Source organism: Sphingomonas rubra, from assembly GCF_900115745.1.
Taxonomy (GTDB): domain Bacteria; phylum Pseudomonadota; class Alphaproteobacteria; order Sphingomonadales; family Sphingomonadaceae; genus Sphingomonas; species Sphingomonas rubra.
This window is the reverse complement of the sequence record NZ_FOXP01000003.1, coordinates 271,557-294,288: the sequence shown is the minus strand read 5'-3', so window position 1 is coordinate 294,288 and position 22,732 is coordinate 271,557. Positions and strand designations below refer to the sequence as shown.

The 22,732-nt window shown below is 69.7% G+C and carries 11 protein-coding genes; 7 read left to right on the top strand and 4 right to left on the bottom strand.

Features of this window, described 5'->3' with window-relative positions; translation table 11 throughout:
• Positions 1-1,578, top strand: a complete 1,578-nt coding sequence (locus tag BM145_RS05695) for an AMP-binding protein (RefSeq protein WP_093332380.1) — start codon at positions 1-3, stop codon at positions 1,576-1,578.
• 185 nt (positions 1,579-1,763) lie between these two features.
• On the opposite strand, the gene BM145_RS05690 is transcribed toward BM145_RS05695, so the two are convergent.
• Both BM145_RS05690 and BM145_RS05685 read right to left on the bottom strand, forming a co-directional pair.
• Positions 1,764-3,395, bottom strand: coding sequence for a carboxylesterase/lipase family protein (locus BM145_RS05690; protein WP_093332379.1), 1,632 nt, complete (start codon positions 3,393-3,395; stop codon positions 1,764-1,766).
• Complete coding sequence (locus BM145_RS05685) at positions 3,392-4,648, bottom strand: spinster family MFS transporter (RefSeq protein ID WP_245739102.1); 1,257 nt, start codon at positions 4,646-4,648, stop codon at positions 3,392-3,394. The genes BM145_RS05690 and BM145_RS05685 overlap by 4 nt, the downstream gene beginning before the upstream one ends.
• A 193-nt stretch (positions 4,649-4,841) precedes the next feature.
• Between BM145_RS05685 and BM145_RS05680 the strand changes: the two genes are divergently transcribed.
• From BM145_RS05680 to BM145_RS05660, 5 genes are all read left to right on the top strand, one after another.
• Positions 4,842-5,513 (top strand): TetR/AcrR family transcriptional regulator, encoded by a 672-nt coding sequence (locus tag BM145_RS05680; RefSeq protein WP_245739101.1) that lies wholly within the window; start codon positions 4,842-4,844, stop codon positions 5,511-5,513.
• A 68-nt stretch (positions 5,514-5,581) separates the two neighbouring features.
• Entirely contained in the window at positions 5,582-6,448 is an 867-nt protein-coding gene (locus tag BM145_RS05675) for an SDR family NAD(P)-dependent oxidoreductase (protein WP_245739100.1), read from the top strand.
• A gap of 231 nt (positions 6,449-6,679) precedes the next feature.
• Positions 6,680-9,595 carry a TonB-dependent receptor domain-containing protein gene (locus BM145_RS05670; protein WP_093332376.1) on the top strand — a complete coding sequence of 972 codons (2,916 nt, stop codon included), beginning with the start codon at positions 6,680-6,682 and terminating at the stop codon, positions 9,593-9,595.
• A 62-nt stretch (positions 9,596-9,657) separates the two neighbouring features.
• Positions 9,658-12,786 (top strand): glycoside hydrolase family 2 TIM barrel-domain containing protein, encoded by a 3,129-nt coding sequence (locus BM145_RS05665; RefSeq protein ID WP_093332374.1) that lies wholly within the window; start codon positions 9,658-9,660, stop codon positions 12,784-12,786.
• Positions 12,783-15,083: a S9 family peptidase gene (locus tag BM145_RS05660; protein ID WP_093332373.1), complete on the top strand. Its 2,301-nt coding sequence runs from the start codon at positions 12,783-12,785 to the stop codon at positions 15,081-15,083. The genes BM145_RS05665 and BM145_RS05660 overlap by 4 nt, the downstream gene beginning before the upstream one ends.
• A 153-nt stretch (positions 15,084-15,236) precedes the next feature.
• Here BM145_RS05660 and BM145_RS05655 read toward each other — a convergent pair whose 3' ends face one another.
• Entirely contained in the window at positions 15,237-17,525 is a 2,289-nt protein-coding gene (locus tag BM145_RS05655) for a Tat pathway signal protein (protein WP_143090109.1), read from the bottom strand.
• The gene (locus BM145_RS05650) at positions 17,525-20,251 is read right to left on the bottom strand and encodes a DUF5695 domain-containing protein (protein ID WP_218149619.1); all 2,727 of its coding nucleotides are present in this window, start codon (positions 20,249-20,251) and stop codon (positions 17,525-17,527) included. Before BM145_RS05650 ends, BM145_RS05655 begins: the two co-directional genes overlap by 1 nt.
• A 102-nt stretch (positions 20,252-20,353) precedes the next feature.
• Here BM145_RS05650 and BM145_RS05645 point away from each other — a divergent pair, with 102 nt between their 5' ends.
• Complete coding sequence (locus BM145_RS05645; RefSeq protein ID WP_093332370.1) at positions 20,354-22,732, top strand: glycoside hydrolase family 127 protein; 2,379 nt, start codon at positions 20,354-20,356, stop codon at positions 22,730-22,732.

Genomic DNA, 22,732 nt, shown 5'->3' with positions numbered 1-22,732 from the left:
ATGCAGCGCTTCGGCCTGACGGTGGACAAGTTCCTCGACCATGCCGCCAAATGGTTCGGCGACCATCAGGTGGTGTGGGCGGAGAAGGGCGAGGTGGTCGCGCGCACCGGCTATGCGGGCTTGCGCGACCGCGCCAACCGGCTGTCGGGGGCGCTCGCCATGCTCGGCATGAAGCTTGGCGACCGGGTCGGCACGCTGGCGTGGAACACGCGGGATCATCTGGAGGTCTATTACGGCGTGATGGGCGCGGGCGGCGTGTGCCACACGCTCAACCCGCGGCTCACGCCCGCGCAGCTCGCCGCGATGATCGACGAGGCGGACGACCGCATCCTGGCGGTCGCCGCCGACCTGATGCCGCTGCTCGCGCAGGTGCTGCCGCTCTGCGCCGGCGAATGCCGGGTGGTGGTGCTCGACGGCGACGCATCCGCCGATCACGGCGAGGCGATCGCGATCGAGGCGCTGCTGGCCGACCATGGCGCGCCCGCCGCGTGGGGCGACTTCGCGGAGGAGGCGCCGGCCGGGCTCTGCTACACCTCCGGCACGACGGGGCGGCCGAAGGGCGTGCTCTACACGCACCGGTCCAACTACCTCCACACGCTGCGTGCGTTGCAGGCGGACGCGGTCGGGCTGACGGCGCGCGACGTGCTGCTGCTGGCGGTGCCGATGTTCCACGCCAACGGCTGGGGCCTGCCCTTCGCGGCGCCGGCGGCGGGGACCAAGCTGGTGCTGCCCGGCCGCCATCTCGACGGCGCCAGCCTGGCGCGGCTGATCCGCGACGAGGGCGTGACCGTCGCGGTCGGCGTGCAGACCGTGTGGCTCGGCCTGGTCGACCATCTCGACCGCACGGGTGAGGATCTGCCCGGGCTGGAGCGGGTCATCATCGGCGGGTCGAGCTGCCCCGACGCGCTGCTCGAGCGGCTGCGGACGCGGCTCGGCGCACGGGTGCAGACGAGCTGGGGCATGACCGAGCTGTCGCCGATCGGCACCATGGCGCCGGCGACCGCACCACCCGGACCGTCGGGATCGGCCGGGCGGCCGCCGGTGGGGCTGGACCTCAAGCTGACCGACGCCGACGGCCGGACCTTGGCCGAACAGCGTGGCACGTTGGGGCATTTGAAGGTGCGCGGCGCGAGCGTGCTCGACAGATATTACGGCGCCGAGGAGGACGCGCTCGATGCGGACGGCTATTTCGACACGGGCGACCTCGCCACCATCGACGCGGCCGGCAACCTGTCGATCTGCGGCCGTGCCAAGGACCTCATCAAATCGGGCGGCGAGTGGATCAACCCGGCCGAGATCGAGGCGATCGTCGGCGCGCATCCGTCCGTCCGCCACGTCGCGGTGATCGCCCGGCCCGATCCGCGCTGGGGCGAGCGGCCGGTGCTGGTGATCGAGGGCGAGGCGGCGGAAGAGCCCGGCCTGCTCCTGGGGCTGCTGCGCGGCAAGGTCGCCGACTGGTGGATTCCCGACCAGGTCGCGACCGTCGGCGCGATGCCGCTCGCCGCGACGGGCAAGATCGACAAGCAGCGGTTGCGCGCGGATTACGCGCGAGGGCTGCTCGCCACCGAACCGGCCTGAAGGCGGGATCGAGCTTCTTCAGCCTCCCCGGCGGACGCCGGGACCCAGGCGGGAAAGCCAATCGGAGGACGTGCACCGTCCAGCCACGCGCGTCCCCCACCTGGGCCCCGGCCTTCGCCGGGGTGCAAGAATGGTGACGTGCATACCCGCCATGCTGAACATCGATCAGGCGCGAGGCCGGCGGATCAGCAACCCGGTGCCGCCGGCGGCAGCGCCGGCGCGGCGAGCCCGACGTTCCAGTTCCAGCCGATCCTGCCGGTGGCGCGGCGCCGGCACATCACCTGCTCGTTGAGCGCGAACATGCCGGGCATCAGGTCGCGCTTCACCTCGGGCGTCGCACCGAAATCCATGTAGCCACGATCCGCCGCATAAGCGGGCCAGGTGGGCGCCGCGCGGGCGACGGGCTTGCCGTCCTTCACGAAGCTCGTCCAGTAATCGATCATCGCGTCGGACAGCGCCCGCTCGCCGGCGGTGTCGGGTACCTTGGGCCAGTTCGCCTGTGTCCGGTCCGCCGTGCCGAACACGAATGCCAGTTCGCTGGCGTGAAAGGCGTGGAGCCCCGCCTCGTCGGCAGCGGGATAGCCGTGGTCGAACAGGTAGAGGTACGACGGCAGGCCGAGCGCCGCCTGCTTGCGGACGACGCGCTCCGCCGTCCAGCCGTAGAGCGCGTCGCGCGTCGTCGCCAGAATGCTCTCCGGATAGTCGGCGGCGGGGTAGAGGCGCAGGAACGCCGGGGCGAGATCGCCGTAGCGTTTCCCGATCTCGCGCTCGTAGGTCGCGGCGTCCGCCGGCGGCTTGGGCGCGAGCACGCGCAGCGAGCGGATCTCGCCCTGGTTGAAGCCGGCGAGGACCGGCACCCGCGCCTGCTCGCCGCGATCGAACGCGTCGACCATCTGCTGCGGCAGCACCGCGCCGTCGACCACGCCGAACGGCGCGAAGCCTAGCTTGGCCGCCTGGTTGGTCAGCGCTTGCGCGTCCACCGCGCGCAGCGACGCGAGGTCGGGCGCCTGCAACGCGCCGCTCAACAGCTCGCCGCCGCCCTCGCCTGGGGGCATGCCGAAGACGCTGCGGCGCAGCTCGGGCATCGAGATCATGTAGGAACTCTGCGCGATCGCCTGCCGGAAGAGGCCGCGCGCCGCCGGCGACGTCATCAGGTAGAGCGCGCTCAGCCCGCCGGCGGATTCGCCCGCGATCGTCACCGCCTTCGGATCGCCGCCGAACGCGGCAACGTTGTCGCGTACCCAGGTCAGCGCCGCGATCTGGTCGAGCAGCCCGTAATTGCCCGACGCGCGCTGCCTGTTCTCGCGGCTGAGCCACGGATGCGCGAGCCAGCCGAGCACGCCCAGCCGATAATTGATCGACACCACGACGATGCCGCGCTCGGCGAGCTTGCGGCCGTCGTACATCGGCTCGCGGCTCGATCCGGTGAGGAGCGCGCCGCCGTGGATCCAGACCATCACCGGCGCGCCCCGCGCGTTCGCGGGCGCCCAGACGTTGAGCGACAGGCAATCCTCGCTCATCGGCATCGGCGGGCTCGCATAGACGGAGGCCGCGGGCACCGGCGGCTGGACGCAGGCGGGGCCGAAATCGGTCGCCGCCCGCTCGCCCTGCCAGCGCGGCAGCGGCACCGGGGGCTGCCATCGCCCCCGGCCGACCGGCGCCGCGGCGTAGGGGATGCCGCGGAAGACGCGGACGTCGGCGTCGCTGGTGCCGCGAACGCGGCCGGCGGGCGCGTCGACCACCGGGCCGGTCTGCGCGGCGAGCGGCGCCGCGATGCCCGCCAGGGCGACGGCGATCAGGGCCGGGAACGTCTTCATGCGCGTGTCTCCTGTCGGCGGAGCGTCCTCGCGAGGAGCAGGAACAGCCCGATCGCGACGACGTAGAAGGGGGCAAGGGTAGTGAGCGAGAGCTGGAGCGGATTGGCGTGGCCGGCCGCGGCGAACCGGTCGCTCGCCCAGCCCACCCAGGTCGGCCCCAGCCCCAGGCCGATGAAGTTCATCACCAGCAGCAGCAGCGCACCGGCGAGCACGCGCTGGTTGGGCGCCGCCTCCTCCTGCACCAGCGTCACCGAGCAGGAGAGGTAGAAATAGTTGAAGAACATCACCACCGTCAGCAGCGCCAGCGCCACCGGCCAGCCCGGCGCCCAGACGAAGGCGAGGTAGAAGGGCGCGGCCACCGCCAGCGACACCGCCGGCGCGATCGCGAACACCCGGCGCGACCCACGCGAGAAACGGTCGATGATCCGTCCCGAGGCGACCATGCCGCCGCCCATGCCGATGACGATCGCCACCGCGTACCAGATCGCGATCTGCGGCAGCGTCATCCCCTTCTCGCGGATCAGGAACAGCACCGCGAAATTGCCCAGGCCGTAGGTGACGAACTGCGTCGCGCCGCTGCCGAGTGCGGCGAGCGTCATCACCGGATTGGCGAAGAAGGTGCGCAGCGTCGCCCAGAACGGCGCCTTGTCGACCGATGCGGCGGCCCCGGCCTCGGTGTCGGCGGCGCCGCGTCCGGGCTCCGGCACGACGAAGGGCAAAGCGGCCGCGGCGACGATCCCGACCACGCCGATGAACACGAACGCGTCGCGCCAGTCGAACATCGCCGCGATCGACGCGCCCAGCGCGATGCCGAGCGCCGCGCCGATCGGCGGCCCGAGATTGTAGATGCCGAACGCCACGCCGCGCTTGCCCGGCGCGAACGTGTCGGTGATGAGCGCGTAGGACGGCGGCACCCCGCCCGCCTCGCCGAAGCCCACCGCCATCCGCGCGACGACGAGTTGGGGGTAGGTGCGCGACAGGCCGCACGCGATCGTCGCGGCGCTCCAGATCGCGCAGGCGACCGTCAGCACGCCGACGCGGCTGGTGCGATCGGCGAGCCAACTGACCGGGATCGCGATGAAGCAGTAGAACATCGCGAAATAGAGGCCGCCGATCAGCCCCAATTGCCCGTCGGTGATATTGAGCGAGTCCTGGATCGGCTTGGCGAGGATGCCGAGCAGTTGCCGGTCGAGGAAGTTGAGGACGTACACGAAGGTCAGCATCGCCAGCACGATGCCGGGCGATCGCGTCACGCGTGCCGCGCCTCTTCCGGGTTCCGTCGCGGGATGCACCGCGCTGCCGACGACCGCCATGTTCCTCTCCCACGTGTCGTGGTGTATGGGGCGAGGATGATGCAGCCGCGCGAGGCTGTCAATGCACACTCTCACGCGCGTGAATATATCCGCACGGGTTGACGCTTGCGCCGGAACGCCGGAGTGATGGCGCGTGACGCAGACCGACAAACCCGCCAGACGCTCGCGCAAGGCAGACCAGCGCGCCGAGACGATGGAGCAGATCTTCGATGCCGCGGAGGAGCTCTTCTCCAAACACGGACTGCACGGCGTGACCTTCAAGGACGTGGCCAAGCAGGTCGGCGTCCATCACACGCTGCTGAACTATTATTTCACCGACAAGAAGGCGCTGTTCGACGCCGTCTTCTCGCGCCGTGCCGCCGTCACCAGCGAGCGGCGGATGAAGGCGCTCGACGATTACGAGGCCGCGGCCGGCGATGCGCCGACGGTGGAAGGAGCGCTGCACGCGTTCCTCGACACCGATCTCGACACCTATATCGACGGGGGCGAGGGCTGGCGGAATTACGCCAAGCTGGGGGCGCAGGTCGCCAACACGCCCGAATGGGGCGCCGACCTGATGGACCAGCATTTCGATCCCGTGGTGCTGCGGCTGATCGCGCTGCTGAAACGCGCCCTGCCCGACTGTCCGGAGGAGCGCATCTTCTGGGGGTATCACTTCGTCACCGGCTCGCTGATGCTGACGCTCGCGCGGACGGGGCGGATCGACAAGCTGTCGGGCGGGCTGTGCCGCTCGGACGACTTCGTCGCGGTCAAGGAAGTCATGGCCACCTTCATGGCCGCAGGCTTCCGCTCGATCTGCACCTAAGGAGCGCTGGAGCGCCGTTGCATCATGCCAATCATTCGCTATCGTGTTAGCGAATGAAGGAGAGGGTGATGCTGCAAGAACGGACGGCGATCGTCACGGGCGCCGGAGGCGGGCTGGGACGCGCGCACGCGCTCTATCTCGCCGGCAAGGGTGCCAGGGTCGTGGTCAACGACGTGTCGGCCGAGGCCGCGGCGCAGGTCGCCGCGGAGATCGAGGCGAGCGGGGGCACCGCCACCTCCTTCGCCGGTTCCGTCACCGACGAGGACGCGGTGGGCGCCATGGTGGAGGCGGTGCTGTCCCGCTGGGATCGCGTCGACATCCTCGTCAACAATGCGGGCATCCTGCGCGACAAGAGCTTCGCCAAGATGACGCTGGACGATTTCCGTGCGGTGGTCGACGTGCACCTGATCGGCGCCGCGATCTGCAGCAAGGCGGTATGGCAGCCGATGCGCGAGCGTGGTTACGGGCGCATCGTGATGACCACCTCCTCGTCCGGGCTGTACGGCAATTTCGGCCAGGCGAACTACGGCGCGGCGAAGATGGCGCTGGTCGGCCTGATGCAGACGCTGGCGATCGAGGGCGAGAAATACGGCATCCGCGTCAACTGCCTCGCCCCCACCGCCGCGACCGCGATGACCGAGGGCGTGCTGGACGAGGCGGCGCTGGCACGGCTCGCGCCCGAGCGCGTGTCGCCGGCGCTGCTGACGCTGGTGGGAGAGGACGCCCCGACACGGGCGATCCTGTGCGCGGGCGCGGGCCATTTCGCCGCCGCTCACGTGACGCTCACCACTGGCGTCTTCATCGGCAGCGATCGCGACGCCGGCGAGAAGGTGAAGGCGCAGTGGTCCGACGTCGTCGATCGCAGCGGCGAGATCGTACCGCCTTATGGCTTCGTGCAAGCCGAGCGAGAGGTCGCGGCGGCAACTCGGCAATAGAATGCGCGCGGGCGGACTCGACCAGGCACTCCGGGATGTTCGACTCGGCCTGGTCGAGGAGCCTCTATGATGATTCTCTTGGCGGGCACGTACGACGAGCATCGGCTAAGTCGCTGTTATGCGGCATTTCTCGTGCTCAAGCCTCCCGTCAGGCGATCCGTATAAGGTATTTACAGCCAATAAAAGTATACGGTATGCCTTCGCCCAGACCATAAATGGGGAGGGCAGACGATGATAAGGTCGACGAAGCTGCTGGCGACGGCCGCCGGTGCGGCGCTGGCGATGGGGATGGTTCAACCGGTATCGGCCCAGACCACACCGACGCCCGAGGAATCCGCCGCCGACGAGACGATCGTCGTCACCGGCACCCGCATCCAGCAACCCGGTCTGGCCAGCAACAGCCCGATCACCGCGGTGGACGCGCAGGAGGTCCGCCTTCAGGGCGCGACTAATATCGAGAGCGTGCTGAACCGCCTGCCGCAGGTCACGCCCGACGCCAACGACAACGTCTCCAACGGCTCCGACGGCACCGCGCGGATCAACCTCCGCAATCTCGGCTCACAGCGCAACCTGGTCCTCATCAACGGCCAGCGCATGCTGCCGGTGCAGGCCAACGACGTGAACTTCATCCCGGCCGCGCTGATCCGCCGGGTCGACGTGGTGACGGGCGGCGCATCCGCCGTCTACGGGTCCGACGCGATCTCAGGCGTCGTCAACTTCATCATGCGCAACGACCTGAACGGCTTCAGCGGCGACGTGCAATACGGCCTCGCCAACCACCGCAACGACAATGACGAGCGCCGGAGCCTCATCAACCGCGCCGGGTTCCAGAATGCGCTGCCCTCGCCGGTCGACGGCCAGCGCTTCGACGCCAACATCGCGTTCGGCCAGAACATCGGCGGCGGCAAGGGCAACATCACCACCTATCTGGGCTATCGCCGCGTCCAGCCGATCAACCAGGCGAACCGCGACGTGTCGGCCTGCGCGCTCGACCCCGTCTTCACCGGCACGCCTCCGGTGGGCACCGGCTTCACCTGCGGCGGATCGATCAACAACGAATTCGGCTACTTCCAACCGATCAGCGGCCCCAACGAAGGCACCGCGTTCAACAACACGCGCGACGGGCAGAAGACCTGGGTGCCGTACGACTCCAGCTTCCGCTACAATTATGCGCCGCTGAACTTCTTCCAGCGCGACGACGAACGCTTCACCTTCGGCGCGTTCGGCAAGTACGAGATCGTGCCCGCCGCGGAAATCTACGGCAGCGCGATGTTCATGAAGGACCACACCTTCTCCCAGGTCGCGCCCTCGGCGCTGTTCCTGGGCTTTCCCTACCAGATCAACTGCGACAATCCGCTGCTCGGCGCACAGCAGGGGCAGTTGCTGTGCGGCGCCGCGCTCGGGACGAACGTCACGCAGGACGTGCTGATCGGCGCACGCCCCGTCGGCGGCCAGGCACAGCCGCGGCGCAACGACATCAACCTGAAGGACGCGCGCTTCTCCGCTGGCCTACGCGGCAAGATCGCCGAAGGGATCAGCTACGACGTCAGCGGCCTCTACGCCCAGGTGCTGCGTAACGACACCTATCTGAACGACATCGACCCGTTCCGCGCCAATCGCGCGCTCCAGGTCGTCAACCGCGGCGGCACGCCGACGTGCAAGTCGGTGATCGACGGCACCGATCCGGCCTGCGTCCCGATCGACATCTTCCGGTTGAACGGCATCAGCGCGGAAGGGTTCGACTATATCTACGTGCCCACCGTCACGCGCGGTCGTGACGAGATGCTGGTGTTCACCGGCACCGTCAGCACCGACCTGACCTCCTACGGCATCAAGCTGCCCTGGGCCGAGCAGGGCATCGCCTTTGTGGTGGGTGCCGAGCATCGCCGGGAAAGCCTGAAGGTCCGTTTCGACGATGTCGGCCGCGCCAAGGGATCGCGCGACAGCCAGGGCCGCTTCAACGTGACGGAGGCCTTTACCGAGGTGCGCGTGCCCATCGCCTCGGACCGGCCGTTCTTCCACGAACTGTCGCTGACCGGCGGCTATCGCTATTCCGACTATTCCACCGCGGGCGGCGTCTCGACCTACAAGGGCGAAGCGTCATGGGCGCCGGTTCGCGACCTGCGGCTGCGCGGCAGCTACAACCGCGCGATCCGCGCGCCCAACGTCAGCGAGCTGTTCGGCCCGATCTCCGTCGGCAACGTGTCCGCGCAGGACCCCTGTTCGGGCGCGAGCCCGACCGCCTCGCGCGAGGTTTGCGCGCTGACCGGCGTGACGGCGGCGCAGTACGGCCGGATCATCGAATGTCCCACCGCCTTGTGCAGCGGCCAGTTCGGCGGCAACCTGGCGTTGAAGCCGGAGACGGCGGACACCTATACCGCCGGCGCCGTGATCGAGCCGCACTTCGTGCCGCGCCTGTCGCTGTCGGTCGATTATTTCAACATCCGGGTGCGCGACTATATCTCGTCGATCGATCCGTTCCAGACGATCAACCAGTGCCAGCGGACCGGCGATCCGTTCTTCTGCGGCCTGTTCCGGCGCGATCCGCGCACCGGCACGATCTTCGGGGCGGACGGCTACATCATCTCCACCACGCAGAATACCGGGTCGCTGCGCACCTCGGGCATCGATCTGGGGCTCAACTACGCGGTACCGACCGGCATCGGCCGCTTCTCGGCGGCGGCGACCGGCACCTGGCTGAACGAACTCGTCACGCAGCCCTTGCCGGGGCTCGGCTCGTACGACTGCAAGGGGCTGTTCGGCCCGGTCTGCGGGCAGCCGCAGCCCGAATGGCGGCACCAGGCCCGCCTGACCTGGAGCGAGATCGGCCAGCTCGCGTCGCTGTCGCTCAACTGGCGCTATATCGGCCCGGTCAGCCTGACCAACAACACCGACATCGTCGGCCTCAGCGCCCAGCGCTACGCCATCAACGCGCGCCTGCCGAGCTACAATTATTTCGACCTGGCCGGCACGATGAAGCTGTCCGACGAGGTCGTCCTGCGCGCCGGCGTCAACAACATGTTCGACAAGGACCCGCCGGCGATCGCGCAGGGGCTGCTCGCGGTGTTCGGCAACGGCAACACCTATCCGGGGGTGTACGACGTGGTCGGCCGCTACCTGTTCGTCGGCATCAACGCCCAGTTCTGATGGCGTTCGGCGCGGTGGACCGTCATGGTCCGCCGCGCCCTTGATGGTGGCGGAGCCCGACCATGATCCTGCACCCGTACCGCACGACGATCGCCCTCCTTGTCGCGGGCGTCGCCGCTCCGGCCACGGGCCAGGCCCCTGCCCCTGCCCCTGCCCCTGCCCCTGCCCCTGCCCCTGCCCCTGCCGAATGGGAACGGCCGGAGGTGATTCGCCAAGGTGCCGAACCGATGTGCGCGACCTTTGACGGGTTCGAGAGTCGCGCCGCTGCCCTGTCCCGCGACGTACGCCGGTCGCGCTATCACCTGTCGCTCGACGGCGACTGGCGCTTCCGATTGTCGCCGACGCCGGAGGCACGGCCGACGGACTTCTACCAACCCGGCTACGACGTGTCCGGCTGGGGCACGATGCGCGTGCCCGGCATCCTGCAGGCCGCGGGCCACGGCGGGCCGGTGTTCGTCGGCAGCGGCTACCCGTTCCCGCGCAACCAGCCCTGGATCGACCACCGCCTGAACGAGGTCGGCTCATACCGGCGCGATTTCATCGTGCCCGCCCGTTTCGCCGGCCGCCGGCTGCTGCTGACGGTGGGCGCGGCGGGCGCGGCCTATTACCTCTGGGTCAACGGCGTCCGCGTCGGCTATTCGGAGGACTCGAAGCTGCCCGCCGAGTTCGACGTCACCGCCGCCGCGCGGCCGGGCCGCAACACCGTCGCGATCGAACTCTATCGCTACGCCGACGGCAGCTATCTGGAGGATCAGGATTTCTGGCGCGTCAACGGGATCGAGCGCAGCGTCACGCTCTACGCCGCGCCCGCCACCCGCATCCGCGACCTGTCGGTCGAGGCGGGGCTGGCCAACGCCTATCGCGACGGACGGCTGACGCTGAACGTCGACGTCGCCGGCCCGGCCGCGACGCGGGTGCGCGCCACCGTGCTGGACGGCACCCGCGCGATCGCAACGCGCGACACCGCCGTCGCGTCGGGCAAGGCGACGATCGCCGCGACGCTGCCCGCGGTCCGCCGCTGGAGCGCGGAGACGCCCGACCTCTACACGCTGCTCGTCGAACTGCTCGACGGGCAGGGCCGCCTGATCGAGGCGACCAGCCGCCGCATCGGCTTCCGCACGGTGGAGGTCGCAGGGGGCGAGGTGCGCGTCAACGGCGCCCGCATCATGATCCGCGGCGTCAACCGCCACGAACATGATCCCAAGACCTTCCGCATCGTGTCGGAGGCGACGATGCGCCGCGACATCGAGCTGATGAAGAAGGCGAACGTCAACGCCGTCCGCACCTCGCACTACCCCAATGATCCGCGCTGGTACGACCTGGCCGACGAGTACGGCCTGTACGTGATGGACGAGGCCGATATCGAGAGTCACGGCTATCTCAGCCTCTCGCAGCAGAACGGCGACGACCCCTCCGTGCTGCTCGGCAACAAGCCCGAATGGAAGCCTGCGCATCTCGACCGGGTGGAGCGGATGGTGGAACGCGACAAGAACCACCCCTCGATCATCTTCTGGTCGCTGGGCAACGAGACGGGCATCGGCTCCAGTTTCGAGGCCGCCGCCAAATGGGTAAAGGCGCGCGATCCGTCGCGCCTCGTCAGCTTTCTCGGCTGGAGCATGAGCGGCTGGCGGCACCCGGTGAACGCGTACGTCGATATCTTCGCGCCGATGTACGACGATATCGGCAAGATGGTTGACTATGCCGGGCAGGCGGAACTGACCCAGCCGCTGATCCTGTGCGAATACGCCCATGCGATGGGCAACAGCCTGGGCAATTTCGCCGATTACTGGAACACGATGCGCGCGCATCGCAAATTACAGGGCGGCTTCGTCTGGGACTGGGTCGACCAGACGATCATCCGGCAGGACGAGCACGGCCGCGACTATTTCGCGCAAGGGCCCGACTTCGCCAACAAGGGCGGCGACGACAGCCCGGTCGGCGACGGCGTGATCCGGTCGGACCGGACGCCGGACCCGGAATATCACGAGCTCGCCAAGGTCCAGTCGCCGATCGCGTTCGCGCAGGAACGGCCGGGCTACGTGGTCGAGAACCGCCACGACCATATCGACCTGTCACGCTTCGCCCTGGACTGGACCATGATGGAGGACGGCCGGGCGGTCGCGACCGGCACGATCCCGACGCCGGTGGTGGCGCCGGGCGGTCGGGCACCGCTCGACTTCACCCCGCCGCCCGCCCGGCGCGCGGGCGCCGAGCGCATCCTGGTCCTGCGCGCGCGGACGATGGCGGGCGCGATCCCGATGGTCGAGGCGGGCCATGTCGTCGGCTGGGAACAATTCGTGCTGAACGCCGCGACACCGCCGGCGCCATTACCGCTGGCGGCGCGCGGCGTGCTCCCCGCCGAGACGCCCGACGCCCTCACGCTGGCGGCGGGCGGCGCGACGCTGGAGATCGATCGCGCCACCGGCCTCGTCCGCCGCTACGCGCGCGGCGGCACCACGCTGCTGACCGGCGGCACGCCCGATTTCTGGCGGGCGCCGACCGACAACGACCTGGGTACCGGCGTGCCCAAGAGCCACGCGATGTGGAAACATTTCTCCGAGCACCGCCGCGTCGACGCCGTCGCCGCGGAGGGCGACGCGATCGTCGTCCGCCACGACATGGGCGTCGGATCGGTCAAGACCGTCACCCGCTGGACGATGGCGGCGGACGGCACCGTGCACGCCGAGATGACTTTCACGCCGGTGCGCGACACGCTGCCCGATCCCTTACGCGTCGGTCTGACGTTCCGGACGCCGGAAGCGTTCGACCGGGTGCGCTGGTACGGGCGCGGGGCGCACGAGACCTATGCCGACCGCAAGACGAGCGGGCAGATCGCGATCTGGCAGGGCGCGCTCGCCGACCAGTATCACGGCTATGCCCGGCCGCAGGAATCGGGCAGCAAGCAGGACGTGCGCTGGATCGCGCTGACCGGCGGTCGGTTGCCGGGCGTGCGCGTGACGGGGGATCGGCCGCTATCGGTCAACGCCCTGCCCTTCCCCTATTCCGACCTGTCGACCATGCGGCGCAGCAGCGACATCCGCCCGCACGGGCAGGGCACGCTGATGATCGACGCGGCCCAGGCCGGCGTCGGTGGCGACACCGGCTGGAACCTCGATGGCAGGCCGCACATGCAATACAGGATACCGCTCAAGCCCATGACCTACGCCTTCACCATCGGTGCCGATCGATGAGGCGCGCGCTGGCGCCGGCGCTCCTCGCCCTGTCGCAGATCGCCGCCGCGCAGGAGCCCGGCGTCGCGGATCGCATCCAGGCGTCGATCGACCTGCGCGAGCGGTGGCAATGGCTGACCCGCGACATCGCCACCCCGCCCGACTGGGACGCGGACGGCCGCCGCTTCCATTATCGCAAGACGGTGGAGGGCGGCTACGCCTTCGTCGATGTCGCGCGCGACGGCGGGGACAAACGCCCGGCGTTCGACGCGGTCGCGCTCGCCCGCGCGCTGGCGACGCTCCGCGGCAAGCCGGTCGATCCGCTGCGGCTGCCGTTCGACGCGTTCGACTATGCCGACAACCGCACCGCCATCGTCGCGCAGATCGAGGACGACCGGGTACGCTGCACGCTGGTGCAGGCCGTCTGCACCGTCGTTCCGCCCGGGCCTCAGCCGCGCCCGCGCGGGTTCGGCGTCGTGCGCGATCTGCGCGTGCCCGCCGACAACCATCCGCGCCTCTCGCCCGACAAGACGCTGGAGGCGCTGGCGGTCGATCACAATCTGGTCGTCCGCGCGGCCGGCGGCGGCAAGGAGGTGTGGCGCAGCCAGGACGGCAGCGCCGGCGACTTCTACGATCCCGAGACGATCGCCTGGTCACCGGACGGGCGCCACCTCGCCGTCTATCGCGTCCGCCCCGGCTATCCCCGCATGGTCACGCGCGTCGTCTCCTCCCCGCCGGGCAAGGTGCAGCCCGAGCTGGTGGAGCAACTCTATCCCAAGCCCGGCGACGCGGTGGATCAGGAGCGGCCGGTGCTGTTCGCGGTCGCCGACGGGCGCCGGACCGACGTCGCCGACACGCTGTTTCCCAATCCCTATCACCTGTCCGAGCTGACGTGGCGGAGGGATGGGCGCAGCGTGGCGTTCGATTACCTGCGCCGCGGGTTCGGCCAGGCGCGCACGATCGCGGTCGATGCGGAGACCGGCGCGGCGCATGTCGCTGCCTCCGACGATCCCGCGACCTTCGTGTTCCGCGACCGCATCTTCGGCCACGATGTCGGCGGGCTGGGCCGCGAGATCGTCCAGGCGTCGGAGCGGGACGGCTGGCGCCACCTCTATCTGGTGGATGCCGCGACGGGCAAGGTGAAGCGCCGGATCACGAAAGGATCATGGACCGTCCGCGACATCGCCAGGGTCGACGACGACCGGCGCCGGATCTGGTTCTCCGCCGGCGGCTACGTGCCCGGCCAGGACCCCTATTACAAACAATGGTTCCGCGTCGATTTCGACGGCCGCAACCTGACCCGGCTGACGCACGCGGACGCGACGCACGAACTGCGCTTCTCCCCCGACATGACCCGCTACGTCGACGTCTACTCGCGCACCGACCTGCCCGAGACGACGGAACTCCACGACGCCGCCGACGGCCGCCTGATCGAAACGCTGGAGCAAGGCGACATCACGCGGCTCACCGCCGCCGGCTTCCGCCCCCCCGAACGCTTCACCGCCAAGGGGCGCGACGGACGCACCGACATCTACGGCCTCGTCGTGCGTCCGCGCGATTTCGACCCGGCGAAACGCTATCCGGTGATCGAGAACATCTATGCCGGCCCGCACGACAGCTTCGTGCCCAAGGCGTTCTGGCCGTTCGGCGGCTTCGCCGGCGGCGACAAGGTGATGGGGATGCAGCAGCTCGCCGATCTCGGTTTCGTCGTGGTGCAGATCGACGGCATAGGCACGGCGAACCGGTCCAAGGCGTTCCACGACGTCGCGTGGAAGAACCTGGACGATTCGGGCTTTCCCGACCGGATCGCCTGGATCAAGGCGCTGGCCGCCAGGGACCCGGCGGTGGATGCGACGCGGGTCGGCATCTATGGCGGGTCAGCCGGCGGGCAGAGCACGCTCAACGCGCTCCTCTTCCACCCCGATTTCTACAAGGCGGGGGTCGCCTATGCCGGGTGTTTCGACAACCGGATGGACAAGATCGACTGGAACGAACAATGGCTCGGCTGGCCGGTCGACCAGAGCTATCTGGACGCGTCCGGCGTGGTCCATGCCGGCAAGTTGCAGGGCAAGCTGATGCTGGTGGTCGGCGAGCAGGATTCGAACGTCGATCCCGCCTCGACGATGCAGGTGGCCGACGCGCTCATCCAGGCGGGCAAGACCTTCGACCTGCTGGTCATCCCCAACGGCGAGCATAGCGCGGGACGCAGCAGCGGCCCGGTGCCCTACGCGATGAAGCGCCAGTACGACTTCTTCCTGCGCAGCCTTCGCGGCGAGGGCGTGGCGGACTGGAACGGTCCGACGTCGCCCCGGCCTTGAGCGAGACCTCTGCGAAACTCCCTCCAAGACACCTCTTTCTCCGTCACCCCGGACTTGTTCCGGGGTCCACCGTGCCGCGAGATCGAGGGCTTATTGATCTGCGGCACGGTGGATGCCGGAATAAATCCGGCATGACGATGGGCGTCGACCGGATCAGCTGGTCCGCACGCTCACCTCGAACCGGCCACCCGCCCGCGCGTCGATCACCACCGTATCGCTATCCAGCCGCGCGCGCCGGCCGTTGACCGTCGCCGACACCGGCCGCGCCCCCTCCGGCAGGCGGAAGCGTACCCGCGCCTCCCTCGGCCCCCGCGCGGGAAAGCCGATCGTCGCCGTCGCCTGCCGGCCTGCGCGGTCGAAGCGGGTGGTGTAGTCCACCCGCCCCCAGCGCGTCGGTGCCCGGTTCAGCGTCACCGCCTCGCCGCTCGCGAACCAGGCGCGCGGGATGCCGCGGCCCAGGTCGAGCCGGTCGGCCTCGTCGTCCTCGATCGCCATCAGCCAGCGGACGAGCAGCGGCACCGTCAGCTGCGCCGGGATGCAGAACAGCGGCAGGTCGCCGGTGATGCCGGACACCTCGCCCGCCACCCAGCTCCCGCGCGAATGCGAGTGAAAGCGGTGCGAATGGAGGAACAGCAGATATTCCTCGATCCGGTCGAGCCGCAGCAGCGCCCGCGCGTGGCCGTAGGAGATGAAACCCAGCTGGTCACGATGATCGTCGTTCGCCGGCGCGAAATTGGCGGTCACGCCGATGCACGTCCCGCCATGCCCGCGCACGCAATCGGCCACCAGATTCGCCAGATCGGCGGGCAGCACATCGGCCTGGAGCAGCTCGGCATAGACGCGGTGCGACCAGCCCTGCTCGCTCCGCTTGCCCGTCGCCAGCGCCTGCCGCCACGTTCCCTCCGCCCCCGGCAGCGGGCCGAGATAGGCGGGCGTCAGGTCGCGGCGTACCTCCTGCCGGATGCGGCGGACGAGATGCGCCTGCAACCGGTCGGCCCGGCGCGACCAGTCGGCCGCCTCGCCCGCGGTGCCGATCGCCGGCCAGACGCCCGCGATGTCGCGCCAGCCGCGCACCGCCCAGGCGCTGTTGTTCCAATAGGGCTTCCACCACAGCGACGGATCGGGATGGAGGCAGGCATCGGACTCGCTCCAGCCGTGGAGCAGGCCGTGCCCGCGCTCGCCCGCGGGCAGCGCCAGCGAGGCATCGTGCAGTTCCGCCAGGATCTGCGCGGTCGCAGCCAGCTTGCCCTTCACCCGCGCGATCGTCGCAACGTCGCCGGTGTAGCGCAGGTAGCGCGCGGCAAGCGACAGGGTCAGTCCGAACTGCGCCACCTCCGGCCCGCGCATGTCGACCATGCCGTCCGCGCCGACGAACGCGTCGAAATACTGGTCGAACACCGCCTTGGCCTGCGCGAACCGGCCCCATTCCAGATTGGCGTAGACCGAGCTGGTGAAGGTATCCTGGAACCCGTCATATTCCGGTCCGACATAATCGCGGTCGACGACGCCGTATTTCGGATAGGTGCCGCCCGGCCGGACCACGATCTCCTTGGCAAAGGCGTGGGCGACCATGTCGGTGAGCGCGGGGTCTGGCAGCGCCGCCGGCGCCAGGTCGGCCAGCTCGCCCTGCCACACGGTCGCTAAGCGGAGCAGCGCGCGGTAGAAGGCGGCGGCGTCGGGGTTCTGCCGGCGCGGCGGGAACGGCGCGTAGCTGTGGCCGTAATGCACCTCCACAGGCCGGCCGCCCTCGACACGCACGGTGCGGTGCCAGGTCTGGACGAGCAGCGGATCGTCGGCATCGACGTCGGCGAAGACGAGGAGGTCGTACCAGCCGCCCTCCGCGATCGGGATCGCCTTGTGCACCGCCGGCAGCCAGCCGCCGAGCAGCCCTTCGAACCGGGTCACCACGCCCTTGTCGCCTTCCAGCGCGGGGAAGACGTGCTCGGGGCGATAGCCGCGGGTGCGGCCGTTGGGGAACACCGGCATGGTGTCGCCCGCCTGCCGCGTGCCGACGAAGCTGGTCCAGCCGAGCCGCGCACTGAGCTTGTCCGCCTCGAACCGCGATCCCGACGGCGGTGCGGCGTCGCGAACCCTTGCCGGATCGGGGTCGCCCCCGCCCGCCAGCAGCGCATCGGCGAGCAGGTCGGCGTCCGCCATCGCGATCGCCTTCAGCTCCAGCCCCAGATAGGGCGGCTGCACGGTCGCGTGCATCGCCTCGGTCCGTTTCGGCAGCAGCACCGCCGCGTCGCCGCGCACCAGCGCGAGCAGGCCGTCGCGCGTCGACCAGTCCTCGCGCACCTGCCACGCCGTGCCGTCCACGGTGAACCGGTCGGTGACCGGCAGCGCGGCGGCGGCCCCGATGGGGCGAAGCGGCAAGGTCGCCGCGGCCGGCGCGATCGCCGCAGCGGCGGTGCCGCCGGCGAGGAACTGGCGGCGGTCCATCACCGGACCCTGAGCGTCACGGTGGTCGCACGCCGGCCGAGCGGGATCGTCCATCCGCCCCGCTCGCTCCGGCCGGTGTCGGGCGCGAAGCCCTGGCCCCCCGCCGGCGCCTCGACCGACAGGCGCGCCGCCGGCGTGGTGGCGGTGGCGGGGTCGAGCGTCAGGACGATGCGCCGCTCGGCCGGCTGCCACTCGGCGCGCGCGATCGTGCCCGCGGCCAGCGTGATCCACTGGCCGGCGGGTGCGACGAACAGCCGGGTGCGCGCGCCGTCGCGCGGGGTGATGGCGACGCCCTCGCCGCGCTCGTCCACCGTTCCGCCGAAGCCCAGCCAGCCGAGCGCCGGATCGCGCACCAGATAGGTAGCGGCGGCATAGGCATGGCCGAAATAACCCATGCCGTAATCGCCGGTCAGCGGGTCCCAGTCCATCACGTCGGGCTCGGAGTGGAAGCCCGCCGACGCGAAACCGTCGCGGTCGACATTGGTGATGCCGCCCATGAACCCGCCATAAGCGACGCGCAGCAGGTGGAGGTCGGCGGGATCGCGGCGGAACGCGTCGAACAGCGGCACCGCGTTCAGCGCCGATCCGTAATGGTGCAGCTGCCGCTCGATCCGCTTGATCTTGCCGCCGTACAGGAAGTCCCAGTACCGACGCGCGTTGCCGTTATAGCCCCAGTGCGGCACGGTCGGGTCGTACCCCAGGATCACCTCGCGCGTGACCGCGGCCTTCTGCGGAAAGCCGAAATACCGCATCCACGCGTAGACCTCGGGCTGGCCGGTCGAATCCCACGCCATCTCGCTGCCGAAGGGAAAGGCCAGCGTGCGCCAATGGTCGGCGCGCTTACGCATCAGCCCCTCGACCTCCTTCGCCTCCGTTGTCATCCCCTCGCGCTGCAGGTCGAGCAGGATTTCGAGGAAGATTTCGCCCTCCATCTGCCCGAACTGGGCATAATGCGGCGCATCGCGCATCATCGCGACCGTGGTCTTGTGCGCCCAGCCCAGATACCAGCGCCAGTCGTGGCGGGTGACCAGCCCGACATGGTTGCGGGCGAGGCGGTACAGCACCCAGTGCCCGGCGGCGACATGGGGGTAATTGTAGGAGCGGCCGAGATCGTCGGCCTGTTTCTTCTTCCACGACGCCCAGGTCGTCCAGTCGACGTCCTTGGCGTAATAGGTCGGGAAGCGCGCGGGATCGTACCAGAACAGGCTCTTCTTCACGCCCCCCGCATGCGGGCCGTCGGCGATCTGCAACTTGCCCACCACTGTCTCGTTCACCAGCCGCTCCAGCCGCGCGACCTCCGCCGGCTCGGGATGGTCGAGCTGCTTCATCGCCGCCGCCACCCAGGCGCCGCCGCCTCCCTCGTCGCTCATTCCCGCGATCCACATGCGCTGGTCCTGCGTGACGATGCGGTTGGCCTGCCGGTCATAGGACAGGATGGCGGGGGCACGGCCGAACGGGTCGGCCCTGTCGTCGAACCACTGCCGCGTGGTCGCGAACCGGCCGAGGTCGGCGGAGACCTGCGCCAGCGGCTTGGTGACGTAGTAATGCACCGCCTGCACGCTGCCGTCGGCATAGGTGATCGCGACGCGTGCCCGGCCCCAGCCGCTGCCCGTCACGCGGTAGCGCGCCCAGCCCGCCGGTGCCGCCACCGGCGCCAGCGTCATCGCGCCGGCGGGCGACACCGCGACCGAGCGGATCGGCTGCGCCGCCTTGACGAACAGGTCGGCGGGCGCGTCGGTCGGCACGACATAGCCGGGGATGCCCACCGCGAGCGGCCGGCCGGCGGCGGTCAGCGTCGGCTCGATCGCGCGGATCGAGGGGGCGGCGACGAAGCGGATGCCGATCGTCCGCCGCTCGCCCGGCGCCAGCGTGAAGCCGGTGGCCGGGTTCCACGGCGCCCCCGCCTTGCCCGCGATCGGGTTCGGCGCCTCCCCCGCCACCGCGCGGCTCGCGACCATCCAGTCGTAGAAGCCCTCGGCAGTCTGCTCGCGCGGGCTGCGATCGGTAAAGATGCCGGCGGCAGGAGCACGACCCCGCTCGCGCAGGATGCGATATTCCTCCAGCGGGGTCCGCGCCTCCGGCAGGACGAGCAGCGCCGGCCCCCGGCCGTTCAGGCGCGTCACCTGAAGATAGCCCGCGTCCTGGCCGATATAGGGATCGACGAAGCTCGCTCGCGCGTGCGCTTGTTCCAGCGATCGGCCACTGATGATGTTGTCGAACACCATCGGCAATCCCATCGCGCCGACCTCGACCGGGCGGGTGCCGGGATTGGCCAGGGTGATGCGCAGCGCGGGAACACCGTCCTGCCGCACCCAGGCGCGTTCCACCGTCAGCGGAATGCCTGCACCCATCGTGCCGGTGATGTCGGCGCGCGCGATCACCGCGCCGCCCGCCGCCAGCGCCTTGATCGGCCGGCGCTGCCGCGATGAGGAGTAATCCTGCCAGGCGCCCGCGCCGCGGCGCAATCGCAGGTGCACGTCGCCGACATGGTTGAAGCCGTCGCCCCGCCGCTCGCCCGCGCGGTTCGACGGCACGAAGTCGAACCCGCGCTCGGCCCGCGGCGCTAGGCGGGCGAGCGTCTGCGTATCGCGGCGAAGCGCCAGGTCGAACGCGCCGATGACGAAGCGATCCTCCGCCGGCGCGGCGGGCGTCACGGGCGCGGGTGCCGCGGCCAGCATCGCCGGCAATGTCAGCAACACCGCGGGAAACAGCTTGTCGGTTCGCACGGTCGATCTCCCCCATCCATCTTCGACGCGGCACCAGGTCCCATGTCGGTTGACCCGTCTGCCGCACCCTCTTATCGTATACGGTATTATTAGGAGATGGAAATGGCGATTGGTCGACGCACGTTCCTGATGAACGGCGCAGCCCTGCCGCTCGCCGCGATGCCCGCCGCGGCGATCGGCGCGATCCGCGGCGCGATGCCCGCCAAGGCGAAGCCGCTGCCCCTATCGGCCGTACGACTGCGCCCCTCCGACTTCGCCCACGCGGTCGAGGTCAACCGCGCCTATCTGCTGCGGCTCGAACCCGATCGGCTGCTCCACAATTTCCACCAGTTCGCCGGCATCGCGCCCAAGGCGAAGGTCTATGGCGGCTGGGAAAGCGACACGATCGCCGGCCATACGCTGGGCCACTATCTGTCCGGCCTGGCGCTGACCCACGCGCAGATCGGCTGCACCGAATGTGCGACCCGCGCAGCCTACATCATCGACGAGCTGGCGGCGTGCCAGGCGAAGAACGGCGACGGCTACGTCGCGGGCTTCACCCGCAAGCGCAAGGACGGCACCGTCGTCGACGGCAAGGAGATCTTTCCGGAGATCATGCGCGGCGACATCCGCTCCGCCGGCTTCGACCTCAACGGCTGCTGGGTGCCGCTGTACAACTGGCACAAGATGTACACCGGGCTGTTCGACGTCATCGACCATATCGGGCCCAACCCCAAGGCGATGGCGATCATGACCGGCCTGGGCGGCTATATCGAAACGGTGTTCGCCAGCCTGAACGACGATCAGGTCCAGACGGTGCTGAACTGCGAGCATGGCGGCCTGAACGAGAGTTTCGCCGAGCTCCACGCGCGCACCGGCGATCCGCGCTGGCTGAAGCTGGCCGAGCGCATCTACCACAAGAAGGTGCTGGTCCCTCTCAGCCAAAAGCGCGACGAGCTGGCCAACATCCACGCCAACACGCAGGTGCCGAAACTGATCGGACTGGCGCGGTTGTACGAGATCACCGGCAATCCCGCCCACGGCACCGCCGCGCGCTTCTTCTGGGAACAGGTGACGCGGCACCACAGCTACGTCATCGGCGGCAATGCCGACCGCGAATATTTCACCGCGCCGGACACCATCGCGCAGCACATCACCGAGCAGACGTGCGAGCATTGCAACACGTACAACATGCTGAAGCTGACCCGGCAGCTCTACTCGTGGCAGCCGGACGGCGCGCTGTTCGACTTCTACGAACGCGCCCACCTGAACCACGTCATGGCGCAGCAGGAGCCGGTGAACGGCGGCTTCACCTACATGACGCCGCTGATGACGGGCGCCAAGCGCGGCTATTCCGAGATGGACGGCGAGGAGTTCTGGTGCTGCGTCGGCACCGGCATGGAAAGCCACGCCAAGCATGGCGAGAGCATCTTCTGGCAGGGCGACGACACGCTGATCGTCAACCTCTACATCCCCGCCGACGCGACCTGGGCCGCGCGCGGCGCCAGGGTCGGGCTGGCGACCGCCTGGCCCTATGAGGGAGAGGCGACGCTGCGCTTCGACGCGCTGGACAAGCCGGGCAGTTTCCCGGTCGCGCTACGCGTCCCGGCCTATGCGAAGACCGCCGAGCTGTTCGTCAACGGCGAGCCGGTGACGGCCGCGCGCGCCGGCGGCTACGCGATCGTCGATCGCCGCTGGAAGAAGGGCGATGCGCTGACCATCCGCATGCCGCTCGACCTGCGCCTCGAATCGCCGCCGGGCGACGAGCAGGTGGTAGCGGTGCTGCGCGGGCCGCTGGTGCTGGCGGGCGACCTGGGCCGCGCCGACGGCGAGTGGGACCGGCCCGACCCCGCCATGGTCGGCAGCGACCTCCTCGCGCAGTTCCGCCCCGTCGCGCCCGAGAAGGCGCAGTACGAGACCGACGGCCTGATCCGGCCCGGCGACCTCAGCTTCGTCCCCTTCTACCGCCAGCACGACCGGCGCAGCGCGGTCTATTTCAAGCGCTTCACCGACGCACAGTGGTCGGTCGAGGAAGCGGCCTTCCTGAAGGAGCAGGCGCGCCAGAAGGATCTCGCCGCCCGCTCGGTCGACGTAATGCACCTGGGCGAGATGCAGCCGGAGCGCGATCACCAGCTCACCTCCGACATCTCCTACCCGGTCTCCTATCGCGGTCGCTCGGGCCGCGACGCGCGCACCGGCGGGTTCTTCGAGTTCGTGATGGCGGTGAAGCCCGGCCCGCTGATCCTGCAGGCGACCTATTGGGGCGACGAGCGGCCGCGCAGCTTCGACATCCTGGTCGACAACATGCGCGTCGCGACCCAGCGGCTCGACGGGGATCGGCCGGGCGAGTTCTTCGACGTCGACTATCCGCTTCCCCCGGCGCTGACCCGCGGCAAGAAGCAGGTCAAGGTCCGCGTCGTGCCGCACGACAAGAACACCGCCGGCCCCGTGTTCGGGATGAAGCTGTTCACCGCCAAGCCGGCCGCGGCGTCGACGACGTGA